Origin of the sequence: Caballeronia telluris (assembly GCF_001544495.1) — a bacterium.
Taxonomy (GTDB): domain Bacteria; phylum Pseudomonadota; class Gammaproteobacteria; order Burkholderiales; family Burkholderiaceae; genus Caballeronia; species Caballeronia telluris.
In genome coordinates this window covers 102,618-117,547 of the sequence record NZ_FCNZ02000002.1, presented here as the reverse complement: position 1 = coordinate 117,547, position 14,930 = coordinate 102,618, and the positions used below count along the sequence as shown (strand labels likewise).

Annotated in this window: 11 protein-coding genes; 7 read left to right on the top strand and 4 right to left on the bottom strand. The window is 64.3% G+C overall.

Annotated features, from left to right (window positions below):
- Window positions 1–69: 69 nt before the first annotated feature.
- Both AWB66_RS03530 and AWB66_RS03525 read right to left on the bottom strand, forming a co-directional pair.
- Complete coding sequence (locus AWB66_RS03530) at window positions 70–636, bottom strand: outer membrane protein assembly factor BamE (RefSeq protein WP_087628899.1); 567 nt, start codon at window positions 634–636, stop codon at window positions 70–72.
- A gap of 102 nt (window positions 637–738) precedes the next feature.
- Window positions 739–4,413, bottom strand: coding sequence for a YadA family autotransporter adhesin (locus tag AWB66_RS03525; protein WP_087628898.1), 3,675 nt, complete (start codon window positions 4,411–4,413; stop codon window positions 739–741).
- 526 nt (window positions 4,414–4,939) lie between these two features.
- On the opposite strand from AWB66_RS03525, the gene AWB66_RS03520 reads away from it, so the two are divergent.
- The 4 genes from AWB66_RS03520 to AWB66_RS03505 all read left to right on the top strand — a co-directional run bounded on the left by AWB66_RS03520 (window position 4,940) and on the right by AWB66_RS03505 (window position 8,845).
- Window positions 4,940–5,941 (top strand): YVTN family beta-propeller repeat protein, encoded by a 1,002-nt coding sequence (locus AWB66_RS03520; RefSeq protein ID WP_087628897.1) that lies wholly within the window; start codon window positions 4,940–4,942, stop codon window positions 5,939–5,941.
- A gap of 55 nt (window positions 5,942–5,996) precedes the next feature.
- Window positions 5,997–7,022: a sterol desaturase family protein gene (locus AWB66_RS03515; protein ID WP_087628896.1), complete on the top strand. Its 1,026-nt coding sequence runs from the start codon at window positions 5,997–5,999 to the stop codon at window positions 7,020–7,022.
- A 179-nt stretch (window positions 7,023–7,201) separates the two neighbouring features.
- Window positions 7,202–8,029 (top strand): EI24 domain-containing protein, encoded by an 828-nt coding sequence (locus AWB66_RS03510; RefSeq protein WP_087628895.1) that lies wholly within the window; start codon window positions 7,202–7,204, stop codon window positions 8,027–8,029.
- 9 nt (window positions 8,030–8,038) lie between these two features.
- Entirely contained in the window at window positions 8,039–8,845 is an 807-nt protein-coding gene (locus AWB66_RS03505) for a competence/damage-inducible protein A (protein ID WP_087628894.1), read from the top strand.
- Between the two features lie 32 nt (window positions 8,846–8,877).
- Here AWB66_RS03505 and AWB66_RS03500 read toward each other — a convergent pair whose 3' ends face one another.
- Window positions 8,878–9,342, bottom strand: a complete 465-nt coding sequence (locus AWB66_RS03500; protein WP_087628893.1) for a rhodanese-like domain-containing protein — start codon at window positions 9,340–9,342, stop codon at window positions 8,878–8,880.
- 372 nt (window positions 9,343–9,714) lie between these two features.
- Here AWB66_RS03500 and glnA point away from each other — a divergent pair, with 372 nt between their 5' ends.
- From glnA to ntrC, 3 genes are all read left to right on the top strand, one after another.
- Window positions 9,715–11,130 (top strand): type I glutamate--ammonia ligase, encoded by a 1,416-nt coding sequence (glnA, locus tag AWB66_RS03495; RefSeq protein ID WP_087628892.1) that lies wholly within the window; start codon window positions 9,715–9,717, stop codon window positions 11,128–11,130.
- Between the two features lie 172 nt (window positions 11,131–11,302).
- On the top strand, window positions 11,303–12,445 hold the full coding sequence (glnL, locus tag AWB66_RS03490) for a nitrogen regulation protein NR(II) (protein WP_087628891.1): 1,143 nt from the start codon (window positions 11,303–11,305) through the stop codon (window positions 12,443–12,445).
- 105 nt (window positions 12,446–12,550) lie between these two features.
- Complete coding sequence (gene ntrC / locus AWB66_RS03485) at window positions 12,551–14,059, top strand: nitrogen regulation protein NR(I) (RefSeq protein WP_087628890.1); 1,509 nt, start codon at window positions 12,551–12,553, stop codon at window positions 14,057–14,059.
- Between the two features lie 24 nt (window positions 14,060–14,083).
- Here ntrC and xth read toward each other — a convergent pair whose 3' ends face one another.
- Window positions 14,084–14,860 (bottom strand): exodeoxyribonuclease III, encoded by a 777-nt coding sequence (xth, locus tag AWB66_RS03480; protein WP_087628889.1) that lies wholly within the window; start codon window positions 14,858–14,860, stop codon window positions 14,084–14,086.
- Window positions 14,861–14,930: the final 70 nt, after the last annotated feature.

The following is a 14,930-nucleotide window of genomic DNA, read 5'->3' as shown; positions in this document are numbered from 1 at the left end:
GAGAGCGACGCTCCAGACGAAAAAGGCCGGCGCAATGCCGGCCTCGTGTTTTCTTCGGTCGATACGGCGTCAGTCGATCTGCGCCGTCTTCACCGCTTCGCTCGAAACGGCGTTGACCGCCGCTGCCGTCGTCGCGACGGGTTCTACGTCGTCACCGCGCGAATGAACTTCGACCGGCGGTTCGTACTTGCGCCATTTGCCGTCGGCGAGCGTCTCGACGTTGTCACCGCACTTGCGATAGTAGCCGCGTGCCTCGTTGTGCGAATTGAACAGCACCTTCAGCTGGCAGGCGAACTGCGGCGCGCCGGCTTCGTTCGTCACGTTCAGGCGGTAGTCCCATTCGCGAACGAGGAAAAAACCTTCCGAATAGTGCGGCCGCCCCAGCAGGCCGGCGACCTGATCTTTCGTCATGCCGGGCCGCAGCTTGCGCAGCGCCTCGACGAGCGGGAACGTGCCGTTGTGCGTCCACGTCGACGAGTCCGCGGCCGGGAAGACGAGCTTGTCGTTCATGCCGTCGTCGGAGAGGTGGCTGCGCGTCGCGCAGCCCTGCATCAGCGCGGCGGCCGACAGCGCCGCGGCGAGCGTCACCCAGACGGGCGCGCGACGGGAGAGAGTGCGAACTGTTTCTTTCGTCATGCTTGAGTCACCTTGTTCGATCTTTTTGTTGTGTCGGGCCGGGTTTCAGCGGATGCCGCCGAAACCCGGCCCGAGCGTGCTTGCGACGATCAGGCCGTCCGCTTACCAGTGCATGCCGGCGCCGACGCCGACGCCGAACTGGCCGCGGGTGCTCGTGGTGCCGGTGAACTTGTAGGCCCAGACGCCGTTGTCGGACAGTTGCGACACGCCGATGGCGAGCGCGCTCTGGCCGCCATACGTGCCCGCGCCGACCGCTACCATGCCGTGGCCCGGCAGCACCGCTTGGGGCAGGGTCGCGATGGCGATCGCCGCTGCGGTGCCGCCGTAGGCGTCGCGACGGGCGTCGTCGAACTTCTGGTTGGTGTAGGCGTTAGCCTGGTTCAATGTGTTCGACGAACTTTGCTGCAACTGGTTGAGGTTGACGGCGTCGGTGCCTTGCGTGCCCGGCGCGACGTTGACGATCTGGCGTTCCTGGCCGGCGGCGCCGACGGACACCGTGTTCGTGCGGTCCGCGACCGAGTTCTGGCCGAGGGCGACGGCGTTGTCGGCGGTGGCTTTCGCGCCGCTGCCGAGTGCCGTGGCGCCGTTGCCGGAAGCCGATGCGTTCTGGCCGGCGGCGAGCGCGCCGTTGCCGGAGGCCGTGGCGCCTGCGCCGAACGCAGCCGCGCCCGTGCCCGATGCCGATGCGCTCGCACCCGCCGCCACCGAATGCGCGCCGGTGGACGAGGCGCCTTCCGTGTCGCGGTCGCCTTCCGCGCTCACGAACGGATTGGCGGCGTTGACGACGGCGTTGTTGACCTGGCCGAGCGCGTCGTTCAACTGGCCGACGTTGACCGCGTCGTTGGCGGCGGTGCCGGCCGCGACATTGTGGAGGGCGGTGCCGCCGTCGCCTTCGAGGGTGACGCTGGTCTTGTTGACGGTGCCGTCCGGATTGCGGTCGTACTTGACCGCGCCGTCGACGGCTTGCGTGACCGTATCGACCTGCGCGCTCACGCCCTTCAACTGCGCGACGTTGACGGCTTCGTCGTCGGCGGAACCGGCTGCGACGCCGCTGATCGTGCGGTTGCCGACGTTGACTTCGCCCGACGAGGTTTGCGGAGCGGAAAGGCCGTAGGCGGCGTAGTTGGACTGCGCACCGGTCTTCGTTGCCGAACCCGCGCCGAGGGCGACGCTGTTGGCGTGCGTCGCAGTCGCGCCCTGACCGATGGCGACGCTGTTTTCCTGTGCCGCCTGAGCGATCAGGCCGATCGCGATGGCATTCGTCCCGCCCGCGTTGGCCTGCGAGCCGACTGCAATGCTAGCGTCAGCGCCTGCAACTGCTCCGACGCCGAAGGCGGCGGAACTGTCGCCGGAGGCCTTTGCGAGCGCGCCCACTGCAGTTGCGTTTTCCCCAGCCTGAGCGCTGAACCCCGTTGCCACCCCGACGCCGCTGGCAGTGGCATTCGCTCCGGTCGCTACCGCCGCGAAGCCCGCTTTGGCATTCGCGCCGACTGCAGTGGCACTCGTGTCGGAGGCCACCGAGTTGGCGCCGTAGGCGGACGCGTTGTCGCCGGTGGCCGATGCGTTGGCGCCCGATGCCACCGAGTGTGCGCCCGTCGCCTTCGCGCCTTCGCTCGCGCGATCGCCTTGCGCTTTGAAGAACGGGTTGTCGGCGTCGCTGATCGCGCTGTTCAACTGGTCGACATTCACGGCGTCGGTTCCTTCCACACCAGCCGCGACGTTATGCAGCGTCGTGGGCGCGGACGCGCCGATACCGCCCAGTGTGACGCTGGTCTTGTCGATCGAGCCATTCGGTTTGGGGTCGTACATCACCGCGCCGTCGAGCTTGCTGTTCACGCTTTTCAACTGCGCGACGTTGACGGCTTCGTCGTCGTTCAAACCGGGGGCGACGCCGCTGATCGTGCGGTTGCCGATGTTGACTTCGCCCTTCGATGCTTGCGTGCCGGTGAGGTTGTAGCCGGTGTAGCTGTCTCGCGGAGCCTGGGTCGCTGCCGAACCTGAGCCGAGCGCGACGTTGTTGTCGGCAGCCTGCGTGTTCGCGCCGATCGCCACCGCGTTGTTACCGCTTGCCCGTGCATACGTGCCGAAGGCGGCTGCGGACTCTCCGGATGCGGAGGCGTTCTCGCCTACCGCGGTCGCGCCGTCCTTCGTTGCTGCAGCCCCATGGCCGACGGCGACCGCGCCCGCAGCCGAGGCTTCGGAATACGCTCCGTTAGCGACTGCCTGCAAGCCGGCGCTGGCGCCTGCGCCGGTGGCGACGCCCTGGACATCGGCGCTCGCGTTCTGCCCCGACGCAACCGATTGCTGACCGGTGGCTTGTGCGCCGTTACCGATCGCCGTCGCGCCGTTGGCGGACGCCTTGGAGTCCGCGCCATATGCGGACGATTGATCACCCGATGCCGACGCATTCGCGCCAACTGCGGCCGCGTTTGAACCAGAGGCGTTCGCGGCGGAGCCGACGGCGACTGTAGCGTCCTTACTTGCCTGCGAGAGACTTCCGACCGCTACAGCGCTTTCACCCGACGCGTTCGCCAGTTCGCCTACCGCTGCCGCGCTATTGCCGGCAGCGTTCGACAGATGCCCGACGGCGACTGCGCCGGCGCCTCCGGCAGAGGCCGCTGAGCCATACGCCGACGAATCGACAGCCGAAGCGGAAGCATTCGCGCCAACTGCGGCCGCGTTTGAACCAGAGGCGTTCGCGGCGGAGCCGACGGCGACTGTAGCGTCTGCATTTGCCTGCGAGAGACTTCCGACCGCTACAGCGCTTTCACCCGACGCGTTCGCCAGTTCGCCTACCGCTGCCGCGCTATTGCCCGCAGCGTTCGACAGATGCCCGACGGCGACTGCGCCGGCGCCTCCGGCAGAGGCCGCTGAACCATACGCCGACGAATCGACAGCCGAAGCGGAAGCATTCGCGCCAACTGCGGCCGCGTTTGAACCGGCCGCGTTCGCGGCGGAGCCCGCGGCGAGACTTGACGTACCGGTGGCTTGCGCGTTGACGCCAAAGGCCGCCGCATTCTGTGCGGTTGCCGTCGCCTGCGTCCCCACGGCAACCGAGTTGTCGCCCGTGGCGTTGGACGCCGAACCCACCGCAACGCTGGCGCTGCCCGTTGCCTGTGCATTGGTGCCGAACGCCGCGCTATCTTCCGACGCTTTGGAAAGGCCACCGACTGCCGTCGAATTGTCTGCGGCCTGGGCGCCATAGCCCGATGCGACGCCGAGGCCGCCAGCAACTGCGCCGGTGCCCGTGGCGACACCTTGCGCCGCAGCGTTCGAATTCGCGCCCACGGCCACACCGTCGATGGCGGCGGTCGCTTGCGAACCCGTGGCGATAGCCTGCGAGCCGGTTGCCTGCGCGAGACCGCCTATCGCGAGGGCCCCGTCTTGCGCCGCGTTCGCGCCGTAACCCGTGGCGACGCTGAACTCACCTCCCGCCTGCGCGCCATTACCGACGGCGACGGCGCTGTCCTGACTGGCATTCGCGTAGTCGCCGATCGCCACGGTGCTGCCGTTCCCGGTAGCCTGCGTATTCCAGCCAATGGCGACCCCGCCGTTCGATGCGGTCGAGCCGAGGCCAGCCGAGAGCGATCCGTCCGCGTCGGTGACCCAATCGGCCGCCCGAGCCTGCCCGGCGATTGCTGCACTCGCGGCCACTGCACAAGCCAGCACCAGTGCCGCGCGGGAACTCGACCGTTTCGTTTTTCCCCGTGCCGTTTCCGAAGCGGCGACCCACGTGCCGTTCGACTCGTTCCAGACTGCCTTGAAGATTCTGTTCATAAAAAGGATGCCTAACAAAAACAATGAGTTACTGTGGGTTCGAGGAAAACGTCGTCGTCCGAGCCTGTCGCTCTAAAAAGTCGATTCTTTTTTGCGTACGCGGCGTTGCTCGCGCTGTCCGGTCGGGCGCAGCGAGTCGCAGCACGAAGGCCCTCTCCGGAAGCGCGTGATGATCGGCGTGAAGCGCGACCTTAAATACACGAATATTCCTAATTGCTAATTCATTGCGTGAGAGCGGTGATTCCCAAAATAAAATTTCTCGTTTCTCGTTTCTCGATTTATCTTGTTTCAATTCGATTGAAACGAGAAATTGACAATTATTTCTCTATTTGATCTTAAGAATGGCGCGCGAGGGATCTAGGGCCGATCCGATGGAAATCCGTCCGTGTATTCGGGATCGCGGTTGGCGAATTGCCGGGGAAAGGGCGTTTTCTCGGGCCAAGCCCGCCAAAATGCCGCGCCCGGGTCAACGCTCCCGGACAGGCAAACGTTCTACAATGTCAGCTGTTTCTCGACTCGACCTTTCATGCGCAATCTCTTCCTCTCCGGCCGCGTTCGCGCGACCGTCGTCCGTGCGGCGCTCGCCGCCGGCGCCGCCTTACTCGCCACCGCAGCAAGCGCCAACAACGTGATCGTGCTGAATTCCGGCGAGGCCACGCTGAGCCTGATCGACGAAGGCAGCCGTCAGGTCGTCGGAACCGTTCCGACCGGCAAGGAACCGCATCACCTGATGCCGACGCCCGATGGGTCGTCGCTGATCGTCGCGAATTCGGTCTCGAACAACCTGATGTTCGTCGACCCGAAGACGGGCAAGACCCAGCGCTGGCTCGAAAACATCGAAGATCCTTACCAGATCGGCTTCTCGCCGGATCGCAAGTGGCTCGTGACGACCGGCCTGCGCCTCGATCGCCTGGACATCTACCACTACGACGGCAAGGACATTTCGATCGCGAAGCGCCTGCCGCTCGCCACCATGCCGAGCCACATCGCGTTCACGAACGACAGCCAGACGGCGTTCATTTCGCTGCAGGTCTCGGGTGAAATCGCGGCGATCGATCTCGCGACGCAGACGGTCAAATGGAAAATGAAGGTCGGCAAGGTGCCGGCGGGCGTCTGGCTCACGCCCGGCGACAAGTTCCTGCTCGTCGGCATGACGGGCGCCGATTACGTCGCCGTGGTCGACTGGCGCAGCCAGAAAGTCGTGAAGACGATCAAGACCGGCAATGGCGCGCACAACTTCCGCTCGCTCGCGGACGGCAAGCACGTCGCGGTGTCGAACCGGGTGGCAAGCACGATCAGCATCATCGACGAGGACACGCTCACGAACGTGGGCGACATCACCGGTCTCATGCCCGGCCCCGACGACATGGAACTTTCCGCCGACAAACGCTATCTGTGGGTAACGTTCCGTTTCGCGAAGCACATCGGCATCATCGACCTGACGAATCGCAAGCTGATTCAGACGATCGCCGTGGGCCGCTCGCCGCACGGGATTTATTTCTACAATCGCGCGCCGAACGGCGCCTGACGGCGAGTGTGTACTACCATTGATGCAGATCGGCCGCTGCATCTGACGGAGCACCATGTTTCATTCCATCCTTTCGTCTCTCGATAGTTTCGTTTCGGCGCTTCAGACACTTCTGTACGTCGACGTCGTTCAGCCGTTCCTGTTCAAGGTCGGCCTGATGGACTACGACGAAGATACCTACGACGCGCTCTACTGGGTGATCGTCGGCGTGCTGGAAGTGATCGCGATGTACGCGGTCCTCCGGCCGCTGGAGGCGCTGCGGCCGGCCGAAAGGTGGGAAAACCGCAAGGGCGTGCGGGTCGACGTGCTGTACACGTGGATCGTGAAACTGGGCATCCTGAACCTGTTTTTCTTCTTCACGTTCCAGCCGCTCTTCGATTCGCTGCAAAGCTGGCTGCGTCTGCATAACGTACCGAATCTCGAAATCGACAATCTCTGGCCGGGCGTGACGACCCAACCGCTCTTCGCGTTCGCCATCTATCTGGTCGTGCTCGATTTCGCCGGCTACTGGTATCACCGTCTGGAGCACCGCTTCGGCCTCTGGTGGGAACTGCACGCCGTGCATCACAGCCAGCAGAAGATGTCGCTCTGGTCGGATGATCGGAACCACCTGCTGGACGACATCCTTCAGGCAAGCTTTTTCGCGGCCATCGCACTCGTTATCGGCGTGGAGCCGGCGCAGTTCGTCGTGCTGGTCGCGATCACGAACCTGATGCAAAGCGTTCAGCACGCGAACATCCGCCTGCACTACGGCTGGCTCGGCGAACGGCTGCTGGTCGGCCCGGCGTTCCATCGCCGGCATCACGCCATCGGCTTCGGGCACGAGGGCACCCAGTACGGCTGCAATTTCGGCGTGCTGTTCCCGTGGTGGGACATGCTGTTCCGCAGCGTGTCGTGGAATCGGGAGGTCGAACCGACCGGTATCCGCGACCAGATCGCCGCGCCTGACGCGCGCGCGGTGAACTACGGCGACGGGTTCATCGAGCAGCATTGGCTCGCGTTCAGACGCATCGGCGCGCGCATCGCCGCGTGGCGAAACGGCGGACGCCGCAATTCCGATACCGACGCCGCGCCGGTCTGACGGCCTACGCGCCGTCTTCGGCGGCGCGCACTGTTTTGTTCTTTCAACGGCCAGCGGTCGGCCAATCGGCCAACTGCGCGGCCGGCCTTCCGTGGTTTATCCTGTCTTCTTTGTCGGCCGGCGTCGGCGTTTGGCTTCGGCCCCATGCACGTAGTTGTTCCCTTTCAGGCAAATCACGCATGAATGACTTGCTGCGTTCGTTCGTGCGCGCGCTCGCGAACGCGTTTCACCCGCGGATGCTTTGGCTCACCTTCATGCCGTTCGCCGTCGCGACGGCGGGGTGGGGTGTCGTCCTGTGGTTCTTCTGGCAGACGCTGACGGGCGCGGCGACCGGCTGGCTCGACGGCTGGGCGTTCACGTCCTCGATGTACCGTCTCTTCGATTCCTTCGGCTTCTCGTCGCTGCATTCGGTCATTGCGCCGTTTCTGGTCGTCGTGATGGCGATTCCGCTGATCGTCGTGACGGTTCTGCTGCTGATCGCGACGATGTCGATGCCCGCCGTCGTCAAGCTGCTCACGCGGCGGCAATACGCGACGCTCGAAGCGCGACGCGGCGGCTCGTGGTACGGCAGTCTCGGCCATTCGGTGGTGACGACGGTCGTCTGTCTGGTGCTGCTCGTGGTGACGTTGCCGCTGTGGCTGATCCCGCCGTTTTTCGCGTTGATTCCCCCGCTGCTGTGGGGCTGGCTGACCTATCGCGTGATGACCTACGACGCGCTCGCGCTGCACGCAAGCGCCGATGAGCGCCGCCAGATCGTGCGGACGGCGCGCTGGCCGCTCTTCGCAATCGGCATCGTGAGCGGCCTGTTCGGCTCGCTGCCGACGATGCTGTGGGCCTGGTCGGTATGGCTGCTGCCGCTTTTTCCGGTCGTCGCCGCAGCCACGATCTGGATCTACGCATTCATCCTCGTCTTTTCGGCGCTCTGGTTCGCGCATTACTGCCTGCACGCGCTCGAACGCCTGCGTGCCGGAACGACGGGCGTGCCGGCGTTGCCGGTTCAATCCTGAGAGGCTTTCATGGGCTTTGGCGTCATCATCATCGGCGATGAAATTCTGTCCGGCCGGCGCTCGGACAAGCATCTGCCGAAAATCATCGAATTGCTGGCGGCGCGCGGTCTCACGCTCGACTGGGCGGAATACATCGGCGACGACCCCGCGCGCATCACGGCGACACTCGCGCGCACGTTCGCGTCGAATGACGTGGTGTTCTCGACGGGCGGCATCGGCGCGACGCCCGATGATCACACGCGGCAATGCGCCGCCCGCGCGCTCGGCGTGCCGCTCGCGCTGCATCCAGAAGCCGCGGAGCTGATTCGGGCGCGCGTGATCGACATGGCGGCGGGCAAGCCGGTCGATCTGGAGTCGCCCGAGAACCTGCACCGGCTCAACATGGGAACCTTCCCGCAGGGCGCGTCGATCATTCCGAACAGCTACAACCGGATTCCCGGTTTTTCTGTCGCCGATCATCATTTCGTGCCGGGCTTTCCGGTGATGGCGTGGCCGATGATCGAATGGGTGCTCGACACGAAGTACGCGCATCTGCATCACGCGAAGCCTTATGTCGAGCGGTCCGTGCTGGTGTTCGGACTGCCCGAGTCGCGCATCACGCCGCTGATGGTCGCGATCGAGCAGGACTTTCCGGGCGTGCGGGTGTTCAGCCTGCCGAGCGTCGGCGATGCGTCGCGCGGGGCGATCTACGCGCGCGCTCATATCGATCTTGGTGTGAAAGGCGATCCGGAGACCGCGGGCGCGGCTTTCGAAGCGCTGCGCGAGGGCGTCCACGCCCTCGGCGGGGAAATAGTGGAGGCGCAGCCGGACGCGTGACGGCCGGCGGTTTCAACGACTCCGAGCGGCTCTCAGGCGCCGATCCACGGCAGTTTGCGGAAGCACCAGCCCGACACGGTCTTGCGATGGCCCTGCGAGTCCTTGTCGCCTTCGAAACCTTCCAGCAGGTCGAACGCCTGCGTGAAGCCTTCTTTCTGCGCGGCCACCGCGGCGAGCTTGGAGCGCGCCGCGCTGCGGCAGAGGAACAAAACCGGGGTATCCGGGGTGGCAACTTGCCGTAGTTGTTCGATAAACTCGGCATTCGGCACCGAGCCCGGGTAGCGGATCCACTCGATGTGGGCGTACTGCGCGCCGTCGATCGCCGGGCGGCCAACCCAGTCGAGTTCCGCGCGGGTGCGAACGTCGACGAGGCGCACGCGCGGATCGAGTTGCAGCAATTCGAACGCCTCAGTGGGCAGAATGGCGCCGGCGTAGGGCAAGCGGTTCTCGGCGGCGCGAGCCGTGGCCTGACCGTATAACTGCTCGAGCGTGCTCATGACGCAAGTCTCCGGAGAGCTTAAAAGCTCATTCTAGCGTGACGGTGCCGCGGCCTGTGAGCCTGCGCTAAGAGACGCGACCGCCTGCGCAATGCATCAAGTTGGTGCGCGAAACATCGAATGCCTCGTTTCGGTGCTAACGTTAGACGAGTAGCTGGATGAAGCACCATTTTCGTGCACTACCGCGCGTCGGCCATCGAACGGACCGAGCGGCGAAAAGGGAACCTTCACCGAAAATGCGCGCTGCTTCAATTGCTTGGCGCAACGATGGTGCGTCTTGGCATGGAAGCTGCTTTGTAGACGCCGATAGTTTTCGGATCGGTACGGGGCGGCGAAGTCGTTCGCCGACTTTTGTTAATCAGGAGATAGGTAATGAGTAAATCCGTGGCCGACGTCATGCAACTCGTCAAGGACGAGGACGTCAAGTTTGTCGATTTCCGTTTCACCGACACGCGCGGCAAAGAACAACACGTTTCGGTGCCGGTTTCGGCATTCGACGAAGACAAATTTGAAAGCGGCCACGCTTTCGACGGTTCGTCCATCGCCGGCTGGAAGGGCATCGAAGCGTCGGACATGCTGCTCGTGCCGGACGCCGACACCGCCTTCATCGACCCGTTCTACGAGGAATCGACGCTCGTGCTGTCGTGCGACGTCGTCGAACCGTCGGACGGCAAGGGCTATGAACGCGACCCGCGCTCGCTCGCGAAACGCGCCGAAGCGTACCTGAAGAGCTCGGGCCTGGGCGACACGGCCTATTTCGGTCCGGAACCGGAATTCTTCATTTTCGACTCGATCAAGTTCGGCACCGACCAGTCGGGCACGTTCGTCAAGATCGGTTCGGAAGAAGCACCGTGGTCGTCGACGATGGACTTCGAAGGCGGCAACACCGGCCACCGTCCGGGCACGAAGGGCGGCTACTTCCCGGTCGCACCGGTCGACACGTTCCAGGACATCCGCTCGGAAATGTGTCTGTTGCTCGAACAGATCGGCATTCCGGTCGAAGTGCACCACCACGAAGTGGCGGGCCAGGGCCAGAACGAAATCGGCACGAAGTTCTCGACGCTCGTTCAGCGCGCCGACTGGCTGCAGCAGATGAAGTACATCATCCACAACGTGGCGCACACGTACGGCAAGACGGCGACGTTCATGCCGAAGCCGGTCGTCGGCGACAACGGTTCGGGCATGCACGTTCACCAGTCGATCTGGAAGGACGGTCAGAACCTGTTCGCGGGCAACGGCTACGCGGGCCTGTCGGAATTCGCGCTGTTCTACATCGGCGGCATCATCAAGCACGCTCGCGCGCTCAACGCCATCACGAACCCGGGTACGAACTCGTACAAGCGTCTCGTGCCGCACTTCGAAGCACCGGTGAAGCTCGCGTACTCGGCGCGTAACCGTTCGGCATCGATCCGCATTCCGCACGTGTCGAATCCGAAGGGCCGTCGTATTGAAACGCGCTTCCCGGATCCGCTCGCGAATCCGTACCTGTGTTTCTCGGCGCTGATGATGGCGGGTCTCGACGGCGTGCAGAACAAGATCCACCCGGGCGAAGCCGCCGACAAGAACCTGTACGACCTGCCGCCGGAAGAGGATGCAAAGATCCCGACCGTGTGTGCCGGGCTCGACCAGGCGCTCGACGCGCTCGACGCAGACCGCGAGTTCCTGACGCGCGGCGGCGTGTTCACGGATTCGATGCTCGACGCGTACATCGAACTGAAGACGGGCGAGCTGCAACGCTACCGTCAGTCGGTGCATCCGATCGAGTTCGAAATGTACTACTCGCTGTAAGCGCGCTCGATGGCGCGGGTTGATCGCCTGTGCGATGTACGGGCCGATGCAGCGCGCGCCTCGTTGCGAGCAACGCGGTAAACGACAGAAAAGGGACGGCGCGCCGTCCCTTTTTTAATCGCCGCCGCGCCTGAATTTCAAGACAGATCCACGACCAAGGCCTCATCGCAAGATGGTTCTCAAGAATCTGATCAAGTCGAGAAAGACGCAGTCCGATGCGCTGTCGGACGATTCGCAGCTCGTGCACACGGGTCTCTTGCCGGGTTTGGAGGCGCTGCCGACCGTCGTGCTCGTGCTGGATAAGCGCAGTCTGAAGATCGCGTATGCGAATCCGTCGGCGGAGTCGATGCTGGAGATGTCGAGAAAGCAGTTGACGCAGACGCACTGGCCCGAGCTTTTCGCGAACGCGGAAGAGCTGGTCGGCACGATCGCGAAAATTGCGGAAAACCGTTTCAACGCGACGCATCTCGACGCCGTGCTCGAACGCCCGGGGCGCGAGCCGCTGCATGTGCATGCGGTCGTCGCCTACCTCGAAGTGGCGGCCGACTACGTGCTGCTCGAACTGTTCGAGAACGAGCGGCATCTGAGAAGCGACCGCGAAGAGCGCATCCACGATCTGACCGCGGTCAACAAGCAGTTGATCCGCAATCTCGCGCACGAGATCAAGAATCCGCTCGGCGGCATTCGCGGCGCCGCGCAGTTGCTGGAGTTCGAACTTGGCGCGCGCGAACGCGACGAGCTGCGCGAGTACACGCAGGTGATCATCAAGGAGTCCGACCGGCTGCAAACGCTCGTCGACCGCTTGCTGGAGCCGCATCGTCATCCGCATATCGTCGGCGATGTGAATATCCACGAAGTGTGCGAGCGCGTGCGGCAGGTGATCCTCGCGGAGTTTCCGCGTGGCCTCACGATCGAACGCGATTACGACGTGAGCGTGCCCGACCTGCGCGGCGACAAGGAACAACTGATTCAGGCGCTCCTCAATATCGTGCGCAACGCGGCCGAAGCGTTGCGCGAGCGCATTTCGCAGGGCGACGCCAAGATCGAGCTGCGCACGCGGATCGCGCGCAAGGTCACGATCGGCAAGCGCCTGCACAAACTGGCATTGGACTTGCGTATCACTGACAACGGCCCTGGCATCCCCGGCGATATTCGCGAGCGCATCTTTTATCCGCTCGTGTCGGGCCGCGAAGACGGCAGCGGTCTCGGCCTCACGCTCGCGCAGTCCTTCGTTCAGCAGCACGACGGATTGATCGAAGTGGAGAGCCGGCCGGGCTGCACCGAATTCGCGATCCTGCTTCCGTTTGGAAGCTGAGGTCGCGGTGCTGACCAAGCAGTTTGATCATCCAGACCATCATTTGACGCCTGAGCGTTTCGACGGGCTCACACCGAACCACACGAAGACTTCTCGCCGAACGATATGAAGCCGATCTGGATAGTAGACGACGACCAATCCATCCGCTGGGTGCTCGAAAAAGCCCTGGCACGCGAGAACTTCGCGACGCGCAGTTTCTCCGGCGTGCGCGATGCGCTCGCCGCGCTCGAGCAGGAAAGTCCACAGGTGCTCGTGTCCGACATCCGCATGCCGGGCGGCTCGGGCCTCGAACTCCTGCAAACCGTGCGCGACCGGCTGCCGGGGCTGCCGGTCATCATCATGACCGCGTTCTCCGATCTCGACAGCGCCGTCGCCGCGTTTCAGGGCGGGGCGTTCGAATATCTCGCGAAGCCGTTCGACGTCGACAAGGCGGTCGAGCTGATCCGCCGCGCCGTCGACGAAAGCATGCGCGGCGAAGCCGCTTATGACGACCGCGTGACCGAGACGCCGGAGATGCTCGGCCAGGCGCCTGCGATGCAGGACATGTTCCGCGCGATCGGCCGGCTGTCGCATTCGGCGGCGACCGTGCTCATCACGGGCGAATCAGGCACCGGAAAGGAGCTTGTCGCGCGCGCATTGCACCGACATAGCCCGCGCGCGAACGGCCCGTTCATCGCGCTCAACACGGCGGCGATTCCGAAGGATCTGCTGGAGTCCGAACTCTTCGGCCACGAGCGCGGCGCGTTCACCGGCGCGCAGGCGATGCGGCAGGGCCGCTTCGAGCAGGCCGAGAACGGCACGCTCTTCCTCGACGAAATCGGCGACATGCCGTTCGACCTGCAAACGCGCCTGTTGCGGGTGTTGTCGGACGGGCAGTTTTATCGCGTCGGCGGTCACAATCCGCTCAAGGCGAACGTGCGCGTGATCGCGGCGACGCACCAGAATCTGGAATCGCGTGTGCGTCAGGGCTTGTTCCGCGAGGACTTGTATCACCGGCTGAACGTGATCCGGCTGCGACTGCCCGCGTTGCGCGAACGCAGCGAGGACATACCGCTCCTCACGCGCCACTTCCTGCAAAAGAGCGCGCGCGATCTCGGCGTCGAGTCGAAGCGCGTGTCGGAAGAGGCGCTCGCTTATCTCGCGTCGCTGCCGTTTCCGGGCAACGTTCGGCAGCTCGAAAACCTCTGCAACTGGCTTACGGTGATGGCGCCCGCGCAGACGATCGAGCAGAAGGACCTGCCGCCCGATCTCACACCGACGCAGGAATATGCCGGCGAAAGCACCGCGCTCGCGGCGAACGCGGATTCGGGAGGCATGACGCAGCCGGCGGCGGGTAGCAACGGCACGTCGGGCATGCCGGCGACGCTAGCTGGCGCGGCGCCTGCGGGCGTGCCGGTCAGCGTGTGGGAGAACGGCTTGCGCACCGAAGTCGCGCGGCTCTTGCGCGAGAACACCGCCGATGTGATGGACGAACTCGCGCGCCGCTTCGAGGCGGCCGTGATTCGCGAAGCGCTCGATTTCACGCGCGGCCGCAAGGTCGAAGCGGCGGAGCGCCTCGGCATCGGACGCAATACGATCACGCGCAAGATCCAGGAACTGCATCTCGACGCCTGATCGTCGCGGCGTCTTCACAATCGTTCAGCCGATCGTCGCGATCACGGGCGCGTGGTCCGACGGCTGATCCCACTTGCGCGGCACCTTGTCGACTTCGCAGGCCGAGCAAAGCGACGCCAGTTCCGCCGACAGCAGGATGTGGTCGATACGCAGCCCAGCATTGCGGCGAAACGCCAGCATGCGGTAATCCCACCACGTGAAGAGCTTCTCGGGCTGCTCGAACTTGCGAAACGCGTCGGTCAGGCCGAGTTCCACGAGCCGCACGAAGTGCGCTCGTTCCTCCGGCGACACCAGGTTCTGACCTTCCCACGCTTTCGGGTCGTGCACGTCGCGGTCTTCGGGCGCGATGTTGTAGTCGCCCGCCAGCGCGAGCTTCGGATGCAGCTTCATCTCGGCGCCGATCCAGTCGGCGAGCGCGTCCAGCCAGCGCATCTTGTAGGCGAACTTCTCGCTGCCGACGGCCTGTCCATTCGGGAAATACGCCGACACGATGCGCACGCCTTCAACGGTCGCGGCGATCACCCGTTGCTGCGGATCGTCGAAGCCCGGGATGTTGCGCACAATGCTCGCTTCGTCGACGTTGACGCCGTCGCGCACCAGGATGCCGACGCCGTTATACGTCTTCTGTCCCGCGAACCAGCTTTTGAAGCCCGCGGCTTCGAAGTCGGCGCGCGGGAATTTCTCGTCGGGGAGCTTCAGTTCCTGCAGGCACAGCACGTCGACGCGGCTCAGTTCGAGCCAGTCGATCACATGCTGCTGGCGGACTTTGAGGGAATTGACGTTCCAGGTGGCGATTTTCACGATTCTCGTATCGGGTCGATGTGGCGAGGGACCTCGATTATCGCCCAGGACCCGCGCATTTTCTGTCCCG